This is a genomic window from Psychrobacillus sp. FSL K6-2365 (genome assembly GCF_038003165.1).
Lineage (GTDB): Bacteria > Bacillota > Bacilli > Bacillales_A > Planococcaceae > Psychrobacillus > Psychrobacillus psychrodurans.
In genome coordinates this window covers 2,232,355-2,246,156 of record NZ_JBBOOO010000001.1, presented here as the reverse complement: position 1 = coordinate 2,246,156, position 13,802 = coordinate 2,232,355, and the positions used below count along the sequence as shown (strand labels likewise).

Genomic DNA, 13,802 nt, shown 5'->3' with positions numbered 1-13,802 from the left:
GTTTGCCAAAATTGTCAATATGATGTGGTAAAGTTTATACAGGAGGAGTAGGGGAGAATTCGCTCATCTAGTCGTGTCTCCGAAAAAAACTCAAGTAATAACTACTTGAGTTTTTTTGTTTCTACTTGATCATTAGAATTGCATATCATTTAGGCCAGGACTGTGTTCATTTGGCATTTCTGGCATCAAGGGAACCGGAAAACCAGCGGGTGGATCAGTGACAGTTAGGTCACCATGATTACGACTAGGGCTAGTACCATTAATGATTTCAGCAATTCTAGTAGGATCTAAACGGAAGTTGAATGTGGAATTATGATAACCCATATCTATATATTTCTTACACTCGGGGTATTTGTTTATATCGTAATTTGGGACAGGGAACAGTTTTCCCCACTGTACACCAAGTGTTTCTAATGCCTTAGCAAACGCATTTTGGTGGGAGTTATCTCTTACGATAAGGAAGGCAAGCGTTTCTCTGAATGTTTTGTTGGAACTCATTTCATAAATTCTAGTTTTTTGGAGGACTCCTGTTGACTCAAGAACAAGGTTGTCAAGTAAATCTCCTATTAAATTTCCGTGACTATAAACCCATGAGCCATTCCAGGGATTTCCTACCGCATCGACAGGTAAGGAAGCTTGCGCACCAATAATGAAATGGTGAGGGTTTGCATGTTTTATTGCTTCATCGAGAGGAGCCCCATCTATACCAGCATTTCCCGGCACTGCGGATTCACCTGACCCATTTAATAACTGATTAATCGTATTTTGTACTAATTCTACATGAGCAATTTCCTCTAGAAACACTCCTCTAAGTAAATCTCTAAATTGTGTTTCCTTTCCTCTAAAGTTAGAGCTTTGAAAAAAATACTGCATCATTGTACGCATCTCACCAAAATGGCCACCTAATATTTCTTGTAATACCTTTGCAGCAGCAGGATCTGGCTGGTCTGGGACTATTTGATTTATCAATTCTTCCTTATAATAATACATTCCTCATCCTCATTTCATTCTTTATTGATACCTAGTATTTGAATCGTAATCACCTTTATACATTAAATATAGTAGATGTTTTTATTTGTGTAAGAAACTGAAGATTAATAAAATGAAAGAAAGGGAATAGTCTTAGTGTGAAAGGGGAGTGCTATATGATTTATTTGAAGATATTAGTTCAAATTTTAGTTATCTCATTCTTCATCTTTTTCGTGAGTGGACGATTAATGGGCTCGCAGATCAACTTTGTAAAACGTATTATGGCGGTTGTCATTAGTGTGTTTTTTACTTCCTTTGTCTATTGGTATGCCTATTTACGTGGAACAGATTTCTTATCAGAAAGTTTTGTGTATACGTATATGGATGTAAGCACAATTATATGGATAGGAAGTATGTTGTTAATATCAATGTTGCTGTATCTTTTCTTTGAATTATTTGATCCAATGGCGATTGGTGAAAAGGGGCAAAGAGTATCTGGGAATAAATCATTATTAATTCGCTTAAGAAATAATTGGCGTAGTCAGAGAAGACTGAGACAGGTTGTCCAAATTGCTATGAAAAATGGTATATCTCGGACGATTAAATATTCGAAGTTCAAGGAAAGTGAGCGAGAACTAGCTAAAGCATTAAAAGATACATTGGAGCAATCTGGTGGTGTTTTTGTGAAGTTTGGTCAAGTTCTTTCTACAAGAGGGGATATATTGCCTGCTGCTTTCGTAAAAGAATTAGAATTTCTACAGCAACATGTTAAGCCTCTAACAAATGAACAAGTGAATTCTATTTTAGTGTCCTTTTTACCTTATAAAATGGAGGATATGTTCGTTGAATTCGATTTAACACCTATTGCTTCGGCATCGATAGGTCAAGTACATAAAGCAATACTTCGTACAAATAATAAAGAAGTAGTAGTGAAAATCCTACGACCCGATATTAAAGATATGATGCGAGATGATTTAAATATATTAGTAGATTTCGCTACATGGTTCTCGGATAAATCTTCATGGGCTGAGAAGCTTGGTTTCCGTGAACTTGCGCTAGGATTCGCGGAAAATCTAAGAGAAGAAGTTGATTTTGAGATTGAAATGCGAAATGCTTTACAAGTAACAACAGCCTTGAAAGATAGTTCGTATACAGTGAAGATACCACATATTTATACGGAACTAAGTAATGATCATTTGATTATTTTCGAGTATGTTCATGGTCAAAGTGTAGCGTATGGGGATACGCTTTTCAGGACACTCGGAGTGGACAGAGAACAGTTTGCCCGTACTGTTCTATATTCATTTTTTGATCAGCTGCTGTATTCTGGAATTTTCCATGCGGATCCACATCCAGGTAATATCTTTATAGATGATGTCGACGGAACCCCGATTTTCTTAGACTTTGGGGCAGTTGGTCGCTTAGCACAGCCCCAGCAAGAGGGAATGAAGTTGTTTTTATTGGGTATTCAACAGAATGATTCGGATATTTTATACGATGCACTATCTCTATTGGTAGAGGATGTAGATCATATTGAGCGGGAGAAATTAGAACATGCTATGGCTCAATTATTGTTAAGAATCTCTTATATTTCTCATATTCCAACGGAGGAATTGATTCAAGCATTTTTTGAAGTCGTTAAGAAATTCGGCTTATCTTTCTATCCATCCGTAGGTATTGCGCTAAGAGCTTTAGTTACACTCGACGGGACATTACACATGATAAAAAGTGATTTTGATATTTTTAATGAGGCAAAAGAGTATTCTACAGAATATATGGCATCGTTATGGAAAAAACCATTTAAAAAACCAAAGCAGACCTTTGAACGTTTAGAAGAAGAATTTGCTTTGCTGTTACCAACGATTCGTAAAATTCCAAGGCGAGTAGATCATCTTATTCAGCGTGTGGAAAGTGGGAAAATAACATTACACCATGATATTTTTTCCGATAAAAGTAATTCTATGTTTATCACACAATTATTCTCTCGCTTCATTCTATTAATGGTAGGCATTACATTTGGAATAATATCGGTTGCATTATTAGCAATAGGGCAGTTTATAGAGGCAGAATTTGCAATATATTTAAACACAGCAGCGTATGTAGGTTTGTTTTTATGCGCTGTGTTACTAGTTAGATTATCTATACAGGCTATAAGATTGATGAAAAGTGATAGGTAAGCTTTTGCTGATAAGATTGCTAAATAGCAGAAAGCCCTTAAATTATACAATTGATCCTTTTACTGCAGATAAATAGCTCATAACTAAACAATTGGGAATTAAAAACGTGAGAAAGCCCATAAGTTCTCCGATATAGCTTATATTCAATGCAATATAGCCCATAAGCAACGTTGTCTTATCTTTCAACGTTAAAAAACCATTTCATTTTTGAAATGGTTTTTTGATCTGAAGGATAAAAACTAGTACATTCGGTAACCCTATGTATATTCAATTTTTTCCTAAAATGGGGTGTATACATTGTGTGCGAACGAGAAGCCGAGTACTCCTAAGCTGATGAAAGAAGTAGTTGAAAAAATGAATAATTCTGAGGATATTTTGACAATACCTTTGCAGCTTGGTGATAATTATGCTTTTGTGCTCTACTTAAAGACAGTTGTAGATGGATTAAAACTACAAAATATAATTATAAAACCCTTTTTTGAGCTCAAATCTACAGAATTTTTCTCTTCTTATATACAGTCCCTCCCAGATATTGCAAAGATGAAAACGGGGGATGAACTTTTAATACAGTTGACGAAAGGGCATGTATTAATAGCGATACAAGAACAATTTTTTCTAGTAGATATAAAAATGATTACTGCAAGTTCACCTCAACCCGCTTTAATGGAGCCCACTATATATGGCCCCCAGCTAGCACTAAGTGAAGCTATTGAATCCAATTTAAATATGATTAGACATCGTTATCTTGAACCTTCACTTACAATTGAAACGGTTCAATTAAAAGATAAATCCCACCAATCAATAGCGCTTATTTATGATAAAAAAATTGTTAAACAATCTGTATTAGATGAAATTCAAAAAAAAATCAAAGAACTGGACAATCCTCTTATAGAATCTTCAGGAGACTTACAACTTTTTTTGAATAGCACGAGATTTTCTCTATTTCCAGTATTACTTTTAACGGAACGACCAGATCGAATTACTTATAATTTGGCAAATGGAAAAGTAGTGATTATGATGGACGGTAGTCCCCAGGCAATAGTGGCACCAGTTGTTTTCTATGACTTTATGGTGTCAATGGAGGATAACTATCATTCATTTTGGATTTCTATTTTTACATTGATCTTACGTTATGTTGGGATATTAACTTGTATACTACTCCCAGCTATGTATGTAGCAATCACTTCTTATACACCAGATATTTTTCGTGTGGAACTTGCACTATCAGTAGCTGGGAGTAGGCTGGGAGTACCGTATCCATCATTTATTGAAGTACTTTTCATGCTGCTTTTTATGGAGTTTTTAATAGAGGCGAGTATCCGATTACCAAAAGCAATAAGTGCGACAGCTACAACCGTTGGGGGATTAATACTAGGTACTGCAGCCACTGAGGCTGCTCTTACATCCAATATAATGATCATCATCGTATCAGCCGTTGCAATAACTAGTTTTGTTATTCCAATAAGTGAAATGAGCTTTGCCATAAGAATATGCAGGTACCTATTATTAGCATTCACGACTCTATTCGGCACGGTTGGTTTAATGCTTGGATTTTTAGGCATCATAATGTTTTTAACAAACAAAGAAAGCTTTGGTGAACCATTTTTAAAGATAAATTGGAAAAGTACGAAGAGGGAAAAAGAGGTGTAAATTTCCGTTGAGCCGCTATATGTATTATTTAATTTTTGTAACTATGGTAGCAAATATAATCGCAACAGTCCCTCGAATATTAGTGATTGAAAGTAAAAATGGAGTAATATTTTCTATGATTGCTGCGCTTTTTGTAGGTGTATTATTTACTTATTTTGTAATTTTATTTTTCAATAAATTCAGCGGACAAAGTTTTCCTGAAATATTGAAAAAACACACCTCAAAGTGGTTTTATATTCCTGTAATAGTTTATTTTGGAATTTCTTGGTTTTTAGCAGGGGCTATTACGCTTATTACTTATGTATTTTTATTTACAACTTTTGTTTCACTAGAAACTCCTTTAATTACAACTACTCTTGCGTTTGTCATAATAGTTTCTTTTGGTATGTTGATGAAGTCTGAAAGTGTATTATTTACTCTTGAAATAGTATTTGTTTTACTGTTGCCGATCCTAATATTTTTATTCGTAAAGATAATTACTGATAATAATTTAGAGTGGAATTTTGTCCAAGTAGCTATGATGAATATTAATATTTCTCCAAGCTATAGGTCTTTTTCAGCGGCATCCTACATTTTTATTGGAGTTGTTAATATTGTTATCTTTAATAGTTTCTTTAAAGAAAAGCTCAAATTTGGATTTAAGCAAATATCTATCATCAGTACTGTAGGCGCAGTTGTACTATTTATAACTTACTTCATACCCATTGGATTTAATGGTTTTGAACAAATTGAACATATGAATTTTCCATGGGTATCTACAAGTGATTCCGTAAGGATGAAATATGGGGTTATTGAGCGTTTGGTTTTCATATTTATTATTATCTTTTTAGGGATTTCTTTCTTGAGTCTATTAGTTCATTGGCATGTGTCGTTAAAGTTATTTGAGAGTATTTTTCATTTTAATAAATTGAAGTGGAAAAATAAAAATCTGACATCCTACTTTTTTGTTGTTCTCTTCGGTGCAATCTCTATTTATTTGGTTACAAAAATAGACGAATTTGAACTGTTCAAATACTCAAGTTATTTCTATAATATTTTTCCACTATTTTATTTTATTTTATTCCTTTCTTTGTTTGTAGCAAAAAGGAGGGCAAAAGTATAATGTACATTCTTGGCAGAAAAAAAGTGGTTTTTCTGTGTATTATTTTCATCCAATGCATAGTTCTAATGGCTGGTTGTGGATTTAAAGATATTGATAATAGATTGTTTATAATTGGAATTGGTGTTGATCCTTCTGAAAAAGAGGAAGGTCATTATAAAGTTACACTTAAATTATCCATTCCAGTAGCTTCGATTAAGCAAGAAAAAAAACCGAGCTATCAGTACCTAGTACATGAAGGAGAAAACATTGAAGAAGCAATACGCATACTAGAAACTCACACAGACAAAACGTTAGAATTTGGGCATACTAAAATCATTATGGTAAATGAAGCATTACTCGAGAATAATATTAAAGACGTGATGGATTATTTTGTTCGAAGAGGTGATATGCAACTAATTTCCTGGATTGGGGTTGCTAAAGAATCCGCAGAAGAGGTTTTAAGAGCTGAGCCTAAAGCGGAAGAAGCTGTGTCTACATCTCTAACAAGGTTTTTCGATAATACTGGAACGGAAAGCCCTTATATTGTTTCCACTTTTTTGTTTGAATTTAGGCGAAACTCCCATAGTTTAGGTATTGATTCTGTTTTACCAATTGTTGAGACAAACGATGATGGCTCTCAGTTAATAGTAAATAAATCATTAATCGTTAAGGAAGGTAGAGCTCCTTTTGAATTGTCGTCTAGGATGACGAGGGAATACAACACTCTTGCAAATGATCTTGGAGGATATAGTTATAAAATTGAGTATGAAGGAAATAATATTGTAGTGAATATTGGAAAAACAAATGTGAAATTTAAAATAGTTACGGAGAATAAAAAGCCAACTATTATAAATATGAAAATCGAAATGGCTGGTGAAATTATTGAGTCCGATAAAGACGTATTATTAAATAATTTAGAAAAATATAATAAACTTGCTGAAGATGAAGTGAAAAAACATGTGTTGGAATTTTTAACGACTGTCCAAAAGGAAAATTTAGATCCAATTGGTTTTGGGTTAAAGTATAGAACAATGCACATAAATAATAAAGATACTATGAGTAAGTGGAATGAAGCTTACCAAGAGCTGCCATTTGATCTTAAAGTGGAAGTAAATCTAAAAAGCACTGGGACAATAGAATGATGAGTCTACCTATTCTTTATTTTTGAAGAGGTATTTAATATTTTATATACTTTGTCTATTCTGAGGACAATGCAGGGTGCTCCCAATAGCTATCTGCCACTGCCGAGAGATTTTCTGCTTTAAAATTGTTGAAGTTAATTTTATTTAATGTTTCTCTACTCATTAGGACTATCATTACATCCCCATTTTTAACATTGCCGTACCGATCTGTAAGTGGGGCTTGTACTATCAAGGTTGCTTGAGTAACTTCTTCTTGTGATTTCATCACTTTCATAAATTCTACTGTGTTGTATAAAAAGGAATGTTTTGTAGATTGTGCAGATATAATTCTTTCTTCTAATGCAATAGTTTCCAATATCCCACTTTCAAATCTAGATGATACCACAGCGTTTTCCTTTTCGATGTATGTTGTTCCGAAGTTCTTCATAATTATTTCCGCAGCAATCACTTCGGGATTCTTATGGTTTTGCATCATTTTTTCTTTTAGTTCTTCTTTTTCCATTTTCTTGTAAAACATAGTATCGGCAACATCTATGCTAACTATTTCTGTTATTTCTGTATGGATTACTGAATATAAAATGATTCCTATACCCAAAAATACTATGAACAAAATGAACCACCATCGCTGATAAATAGGTTTCTGCGTCTCATCTATCAAAGTAAATCTCCTTTCATACTTGAAATGTATTCTACTATTTTATGCAAACTTAAAAGGAAATTATGTCTAGTAGCTTATAATTTCTCGGTTTACAAAAGTTGAATATGCCAATGATAATATTTACAATGAAAAAGAAACTAATAATGAAGTGGAGTCGTTGTAGAATGTATAGAACGGTAAATGATTTTATAGTAGATTGGTCTGTAGCAGCAGAGGGTACACTTCGAGTACTACAATCTTTATCTGATGAAAAATTAGATCAGGCAATTGTAGAAGGACATAGTACTCTTGGGTGGCTAGGATGGCACTTAGCGACGAGTCCAGCATTTTTCTCTGGATTAGTGGGTTTAAATGTTGAATCAGCTATTGGTGGAAATAAAGAAGAAATTAAAGTTAGAGAAATTGTGGAAACGTATAAAAAAGTCGTTGAAGCTGTAAAGAGTGAAGCAGAAAGCAATCTAACAGATGAGAAATTGGTTGAGAAGATAGAAAGCTTTGCTGGAGAGACAACAAGAGGAACATTGCTACGTAAATTAATCGATCATCAAACTCACCACCGTGGTCAAATGACTGTTCTTCTACGACAAGCAGGACTGCCTGTACCTGGTGTAATGGGACCAACAAAAGAAGAGCAGTTATAAAGTTGTCCCTGTGTGAGACACAACTTGGAAACAATTCTGAATAGTGTCTGATAAAAGATTTTTAAATACCATACTTGAAATAGAATGAAATATACATAATAAGACTGCTTATTATAAAATCTTCTGATTAAAGTATGATGACAGCAAGAATAAAACAATAAAAAACAATGCCTGATACCCTGTTAGTTAGGGTTTTAGGTATTGTTTTTCATTTTCAATGAAGTTAAGTTTCATAAACTAGAAACAAAAGGGGTGGAATTATACAAGGAATTATAAATGTATGCACGTATGTGAAGTTTGAAATCCACGAATGTCTGTTTCGAGTTGAAGAGGGGATTGAACTACCAGCTGTCTAAACAAAGAATAGAAGTTAGCTTTCTCGTTTTAAAGGTTATAATACAAAATCCAAAAAGGATTTTAAGAGCGTAGTGAAGAATATTATATGAATGAAATATAGTTTGTAAGTAAATATGTATTAAGAGGAAATAGAAATGGGGTGTTATTTAATATGAAGCCGAAGATCCTACTAGTTGGAATTAGAAGATGTCATTCGAAAACTAAAAGCATTTAAACCGAATAAGATTGCTGTCGAAGCAGTGAAAGAAGCTGATAGGGAGATAAATAATACATATCATCAATATATAAATAATTCCTTGAAATTAAATAAGAACGAAATACAACAGATTGGATTTCGACTTAGTGCAGTGATGGAGAATGAGAGAATTTATCCTGTCGATTGGATGGGGGATGTAGGTCAAAGAAATATTGAAGAAGTCTTAGAATGGGCAAAAACCAATCAATACGAATTATATAGTTCGATTATGGAAGAATATATTCCGAAAATAGTGGAACCTCCAACAACCGGGCATACAATTGGTGACATGTTAATCCATCTTAATCAAGAAAAAAAGTACAGCAAGACCATGCACTTTATATGCAAATCGCACGTATTGGGACAGGAACCGATTATATCGGGGTGGATTGGGTGAGATGGTGGTATCAGCGAAATTTAACCATTTTCTCTAATCTTTCAGGTTTAGTCTCAGATTCAAATGATCGAATAATATTGCTGATCGGAGCAGCGCATATATATTTAGTTAGGCAATTTCTGCTGGAAAGCGGGGTTTTTGAAGTGGAATCTACATTACACTATTTGCAGTAGAGGAAAATAGCTGGATTTAGTTATTAATTCAAAAACCACCAACAAATGATGCGCTCTTTCATTTAATAGAAAAATTGTGAATTTTATGAGGGGGATTAAAGATGCAATTTAGGCTAGCAGAAAATAAAGATATTGACCAGTTAATTCAAATGAGATGGAATTTCACGCTTGAAGATAATCAATCAAAAACGTATACAGAGGATGATTTAAAAACATTTAAATTAGAATGTCGATCTTTTTTAGAGACTGCCACCAAAAGTGAAAGTTGGTTTATTTGGGTTGCAGAGAAAGAAGGGGAAATCGTATCTCACATTTATATACAATTAATACATAAGGTACCGCGTCCTGGTAGAATAACTAAACCATTTGCATATATGACCAATGTCTTTACTATAGAAAAATACAGAAACCGAGGTATCGGCAGTCAATTAATCACTACTATTAATAAATGGGTGAAAAGTAAAAGTTATGAATTTATAATCGTTTGGCCGAGTGAAGATAGTGTCGATTACTATAAAAAGAATGGTTATATACATTGCAAGGAACCTATGGAATTTTTCCCATCTTAGAAGAAAATAAACAAAATGCAGAGAGGAGCTTTAATATAAGACTCTTTCATGTTAGCGAAGAATCTAATATAGAATCATTTGTACCTAGAATACCAACACGGATGGATTTAGATCCGTCAAAAAAACTTGTATGGTCCATTAATGAAAAGTGCCTCCCGAACTTTTTAACTCCCAGAAACTGTCCACGTGTTTGCTATCATATTGGAGTCAATACTTCCGAGGTAGATAAGAGGACTTATTTTTCATCCAAATTTAGCTCTCATGTAGTAGTAATAGAACGTAACTGGTTTGATGTGATGCAAAATACGACATTATATTTATATGAATTTAACACTACTCATTTTACTCTTATAGATGAAAATGCAGGTTATTACATAAGCGAACAAAAGCAGAATCCTATTAAGAAAATTGTAATATCTAACCCATCTAAAGAGCTAAGCAGAAGGAATGTCGAATTACTGCTGGTCGACAACTTATGGGATATATCTGATGAAATTCAACAGACATCATTGAATTGGTCCATGTGTAGAATGAGCTTTGCGCAGCATAGGGATTCCTTTAATGAAAAAAGGAGGTAAATAATGTATTCGTATAACCTTGAAGGTCTTGTCATTAAAATTGCAACTAGTAGTGATACCCCAAGAATAATTAATATGTTAAAAGGGTTAGCTATATGGATGAGAGATAATGAAATTAATCAATGGGGATTTCTTTTAGAGGGTGGTGATGACGAGGAAATTGAACAAGCAATATCTGATCAGGAAACGTATATTATCTTGAGGGATGATGAACTAATAGCCACATTCACACTTTTATCTAAACAAAGTGAGTGGGATAAACATATCTGGGGAGATGATTTAACTTCCAATACTTATTACTTACATAGACTAGCAATTATTCCTTCTTATATGAATAAAGGAGTAGGTAGTAGTATATTGACCTGGATACAAAACAATCATAGCTACCCTAAAGATTATTTAAAGCTAGATTGTGTTGCAAACAATAGAAAGTTAAATGCTTTTTATATAAACAATAACTTTGAATTTATCAATTTACATGATGGACATAATAAATATCAAAAAAGCTTGCGTCCCTGTGTAAGAAACAATTAAACTCTATTCGGAATACTTCCGGAACTTCTTCTAACACAGGGATCGCTTATTATTTAGATAAACCGGTCTAAGAATTCCAACATTTTTCCATAAACTAATATTTCATTTTGCTTTTTAGAAAAGCCATGGCCTTCGTCTGGTAGAACAATATATTCTACGTCTCTACCTTTTTCCTTTAAAGCTGCGACAATTTGGTCAGATTCTTTTTGTACAACCCGTGGATCATTAGCCCCTTGAATAACTAGCATAGGTTTCGTCATTCCATCTAAATAAGTAATTGGGGAATCTTCTATAAACTTTTCTTTATCTTTTACTGGATCACCTACCCATTGAATCATGAAAGACTTCCAAAACTCTGGTACTGATTCCACAAAGGAAAATAGATTACTCGGACCAAATATATCTACGACTGCTTTAAAATACTCTGCATGCCGTCCGTGAAGTAAGAGGGACATATAGCCTCCATAGCTGCCGCCTAAGAGTAGAATTTTATCTCTTTCAACATATCCTTCTTTAATCAACCATTCTAAACCCTCCAAATTATCAAGTCGAGGGCCGTGACCCCAGTCTCCTTCAACTAGTTTCATGAACTTTAAGCCATAGTTTGAAGAACCCCGGAAGTTGGGAGCGAATATGGAATACCCTCTATTGAGCAGGAATTGGAACATCGAACGGAACCATTTTCTTTCCAACGATTGAGGACCTCCATGTGGCCATAAAATGACATGCCCATTGGAGTATTCTTCTTTTGCTTTGAAAAGTAGTGCTTCAATCTCTAGTCCATCAAAAGAAGGGTAAGTTAGTATGGTAGGTTCTACCAGCATTTCATCTGGAACGCCTGGAATTCGGAATTTAGTTAATTCCTCCCATGATTCACCATTATTTTTTGAAACAAAGACATTGTTTGGTCTTGTAGAAGACCGCCCTTGAATATATAGATTACCGGATGGCATCACGATTACTTTTTCTATTACATTTGTTGGTGTTTTCACTTTGTTAATTTTTTCACTTTTTAAATGGTATTCATAAAGACGATCTTCTACACCGTATGATCCAATTAAATAAAGACTTTGGCTTTTCTTAGAAAAATATATACTAGAAAAATCCTCTTTATTAATTTCTAAAACTTTTTTAAATTCCTTCGCTTCTAAATCGAACTTCGCCAAATAAGTCAAATCTGAATTATAGTTTGTTAAAAAATATATATCTGTTTCCGAAGTATATAGGGTGTCTGTAACTGTATGTTGTTCCTTTGTCTCAGGAGTTAATAATATAGTCTCGTCACCGAGATGAACATAGGCAAGAGAGTAAGTATTTCCAAATTGTTTACCGGAAACAAAAGATTTTTCAGCTGGGGAGACAGCTTCTATAGATGTCGGTGCAATGCTACCTTCCAGTAAGAGTTTATCTTCACCAGTTTCAATGTCATATATATAGTTATTAAGGAAGGTTGCATTACCTGCTGTTGTAGAATAATAAAGACGTTTTCCATCTTTAGTCAAGTAGTTGAAGAAATGCCGTTCTCCTTCATTTCTTCTGATCGAGACAAGTTTTCCACCTTTAGGAGCAAGAGCATATATTTGTGTATTCTCATCTCCGTCTTGATCAAAACCAGCAACCATAAACTCACCAGTTTTTGCATAGGTTAAAAAATCTACACTCTGATTATTAAATGTAAGTGGATAAGGAAACTGATTAGGCAAATCCATTGCCCAAATATTAAAGTGACCGTTCAGGTTTGAACTAATTACCAGTTGTTTTTCATCAGGACTAACAGTGAAATTCTCCACAGTTAATGTTTGAAAAAATTGTTCTACTTCTGGTTTATCAAATTTGACCATTTAAACTCCCCAATTCTTGTAAGATACTTTCATTTTATCATAATAATTTGTTAGTTTAAGATGTTTTAACTTAATATTAAATATAATCAAAATATTAAGTGTTCTATTAAAATATATCCTATGATAAATGGGTAAGAATTAGAATTTTTTTTGTGTAGAGGTAATAAAAATAAAAAGGTCTCTTTAAAAGAACTAACAGGTTTCTTAAGTGTACAATTCCAACGGATCTAGAAATATAAACTTACACAAGTCAATCATGAAAACATGAGAAAAATAGGGAGTTTCTTTAAGTAAATGTGTAACAAAAAGAGTTGGACAAAGCTATATGGATATGAAAAAATTTAATAGTAAGAATTATCGGCCGATTTTCTTCGTAAGTATTTAATTTTCCTGTTAAATAAAATAATTATGGATACGGAGGAACTTTCTATATGAAAAAAATTATTATTTTAACATTAAGTTTAGTTGTTGTTTTAAGTTTAGGATTCGCAGTTCAAGTTGAAAATGTACAAGCGGCTCAAAGCAAAGAAACAATGATTAGTGTAGCTTCTGAAGAAATATTTGTTACAAAAGTAGTTCCTTTTACAAGGCAACAATCTATGTGGGTTACTGAAACTAGAAATGGCAAAACTTATTCAGGATATATTTATAATAGAGGTTTTTCAGATGGGACTGGAAACTATTCATTTTTCTCAGGTTATTTAAAAACAGGACCTTATGCGCCAACTGTACTTCAAGTTGAAGACTAATAAAATATAATAGAGTAGATGAAATAATGGCCAAGTTTGACCCCTTCCCTT

Annotated in this window: 13 protein-coding genes and 1 pseudogene; 10 read left to right on the top strand and 4 right to left on the bottom strand. The window is 33.5% G+C overall.

Annotation, left to right across the window (positions count from 1 at the left end):
* Positions 1 to 132: 132 nt before the first annotated feature.
* Positions 133 to 990 carry a manganese catalase family protein gene (locus MKY29_RS10775; RefSeq protein WP_340879751.1) on the bottom strand — a complete coding sequence of 286 codons (858 nt, stop codon included), beginning with the start codon at positions 988 to 990 and terminating at the stop codon, positions 133 to 135.
* Positions 991 to 1,145: 155 nt separating this feature from the next.
* Here MKY29_RS10775 and MKY29_RS10770 point away from each other — a divergent pair, with 155 nt between their 5' ends.
* Positions 1,146 to 3,146 carry an ABC1 kinase family protein gene (locus tag MKY29_RS10770; RefSeq protein WP_340879750.1) on the top strand — a complete coding sequence of 667 codons (2,001 nt, stop codon included), beginning with the start codon at positions 1,146 to 1,148 and terminating at the stop codon, positions 3,144 to 3,146.
* Positions 3,147 to 3,188: 42 nt separating this feature from the next.
* Here the strand turns inward: MKY29_RS10770 and MKY29_RS10765 are convergent, their stop codons facing one another.
* Positions 3,189 to 3,332, bottom strand: coding sequence for a hypothetical protein (locus tag MKY29_RS10765; protein ID WP_340879749.1), 144 nt, complete (start codon positions 3,330 to 3,332; stop codon positions 3,189 to 3,191).
* Positions 3,333 to 3,479: 147 nt separating this feature from the next.
* Here MKY29_RS10765 and MKY29_RS10760 point away from each other — a divergent pair, with 147 nt between their 5' ends.
* The 3 genes from MKY29_RS10760 to MKY29_RS10750 are packed head-to-tail and all read left to right on the top strand — an operon-like array spanning position 3,480 to position 7,019.
* On the top strand, positions 3,480 to 4,796 hold the full coding sequence (locus MKY29_RS10760; protein WP_241599623.1) for a spore germination protein: 1,317 nt from the start codon (positions 3,480 to 3,482) through the stop codon (positions 4,794 to 4,796).
* A gap of 19 nt (positions 4,797 to 4,815) precedes the next feature.
* Positions 4,816 to 5,898 carry a GerAB/ArcD/ProY family transporter gene (locus MKY29_RS10755; protein WP_241599621.1) on the top strand — a complete coding sequence of 361 codons (1,083 nt, stop codon included), beginning with the start codon at positions 4,816 to 4,818 and terminating at the stop codon, positions 5,896 to 5,898.
* The gene (locus tag MKY29_RS10750; RefSeq protein WP_340879748.1) at positions 5,898 to 7,019 is read left to right on the top strand and encodes a Ger(x)C family spore germination protein; all 1,122 of its coding nucleotides are present in this window, start codon (positions 5,898 to 5,900) and stop codon (positions 7,017 to 7,019) included. Before MKY29_RS10755 ends, MKY29_RS10750 begins: the two co-directional genes overlap by 1 nt.
* Positions 7,020 to 7,074: 55 nt before the next feature.
* On the opposite strand, the gene MKY29_RS10745 is transcribed toward MKY29_RS10750, so the two are convergent.
* Entirely contained in the window at positions 7,075 to 7,677 is a 603-nt protein-coding gene (locus MKY29_RS10745) for a hypothetical protein (RefSeq protein WP_340879747.1), read from the bottom strand.
* Positions 7,678 to 7,841: 164 nt separating this feature from the next.
* Here MKY29_RS10745 and MKY29_RS10740 point away from each other — a divergent pair, with 164 nt between their 5' ends.
* From MKY29_RS10740 to MKY29_RS10720, 5 genes and pseudogenes are all read left to right on the top strand, one after another.
* Entirely contained in the window at positions 7,842 to 8,318 is a 477-nt protein-coding gene (locus MKY29_RS10740) for a DinB family protein (protein WP_241599615.1), read from the top strand.
* 596 nt (positions 8,319 to 8,914) lie between these two features.
* Positions 8,915 to 9,480, top strand: a pseudogene (locus tag MKY29_RS10735) (DUF5694 domain-containing protein).
* 101 nt (positions 9,481 to 9,581) lie between these two features.
* Positions 9,582 to 10,049, top strand: coding sequence for a GNAT family N-acetyltransferase (locus MKY29_RS10730; protein WP_340879745.1), 468 nt, complete (start codon positions 9,582 to 9,584; stop codon positions 10,047 to 10,049).
* A gap of 101 nt (positions 10,050 to 10,150) precedes the next feature.
* Complete coding sequence (locus MKY29_RS10725) at positions 10,151 to 10,627, top strand: DUF6886 family protein (protein ID WP_340880846.1); 477 nt, start codon at positions 10,151 to 10,153, stop codon at positions 10,625 to 10,627.
* 3 nt (positions 10,628 to 10,630) lie between these two features.
* The gene (locus tag MKY29_RS10720; protein ID WP_241599607.1) at positions 10,631 to 11,161 is read left to right on the top strand and encodes a GNAT family N-acetyltransferase; all 531 of its coding nucleotides are present in this window, start codon (positions 10,631 to 10,633) and stop codon (positions 11,159 to 11,161) included.
* Between the two features lie 53 nt (positions 11,162 to 11,214).
* On the opposite strand, the gene MKY29_RS10715 is transcribed toward MKY29_RS10720, so the two are convergent.
* Complete coding sequence (locus tag MKY29_RS10715; protein WP_340879744.1) at positions 11,215 to 13,002, bottom strand: S9 family peptidase; 1,788 nt, start codon at positions 13,000 to 13,002, stop codon at positions 11,215 to 11,217.
* Positions 13,003 to 13,433: 431 nt separating this feature from the next.
* Here MKY29_RS10715 and MKY29_RS10710 point away from each other — a divergent pair, with 431 nt between their 5' ends.
* Positions 13,434 to 13,751 carry a hypothetical protein gene (locus MKY29_RS10710; protein WP_340879743.1) on the top strand — a complete coding sequence of 106 codons (318 nt, stop codon included), beginning with the start codon at positions 13,434 to 13,436 and terminating at the stop codon, positions 13,749 to 13,751.
* Positions 13,752 to 13,802 lie beyond the last annotated feature (51 nt).

Bases quoted from the DNA above. Each gene is read 5' to 3' on its own strand.
- MKY29_RS10760 (WP_241599623.1), top strand. From the start codon at position 3,480: ATGAAAGAAGTAGTTGAAAAAATGAATAATTCTGAGGATATTTTGACA.
- MKY29_RS10715 (WP_340879744.1), bottom strand. From the start codon at position 13,002: ATGGTCAAATTTGATAAACCAGAAGTAGAACAATTTTTTCAAACATTA.
- MKY29_RS10710 (WP_340879743.1), top strand. From the start codon at position 13,434: ATGAAAAAAATTATTATTTTAACATTAAGTTTAGTTGTTGTTTTAAGT.
- MKY29_RS10740 (WP_241599615.1), top strand. From the start codon at position 7,842: ATGTATAGAACGGTAAATGATTTTATAGTAGATTGGTCTGTAGCAGCA.
- MKY29_RS10755 (WP_241599621.1), top strand. From the start codon at position 4,816: ATGTATTATTTAATTTTTGTAACTATGGTAGCAAATATAATCGCAACA.
- MKY29_RS10730 (WP_340879745.1), top strand. From the start codon at position 9,582: ATGCAATTTAGGCTAGCAGAAAATAAAGATATTGACCAGTTAATTCAA.
- MKY29_RS10725 (WP_340880846.1), top strand. From the start codon at position 10,151: ATGGATTTAGATCCGTCAAAAAAACTTGTATGGTCCATTAATGAAAAG.
- MKY29_RS10720 (WP_241599607.1), top strand. From the start codon at position 10,631: ATGTATTCGTATAACCTTGAAGGTCTTGTCATTAAAATTGCAACTAGT.
- MKY29_RS10775 (WP_340879751.1), bottom strand. From the start codon at position 990: ATGTATTATTATAAGGAAGAATTGATAAATCAAATAGTCCCAGACCAG.
- MKY29_RS10770 (WP_340879750.1), top strand. From the start codon at position 1,146: ATGATTTATTTGAAGATATTAGTTCAAATTTTAGTTATCTCATTCTTC.
- MKY29_RS10750 (WP_340879748.1), top strand. From the start codon at position 5,898: ATGTACATTCTTGGCAGAAAAAAAGTGGTTTTTCTGTGTATTATTTTC.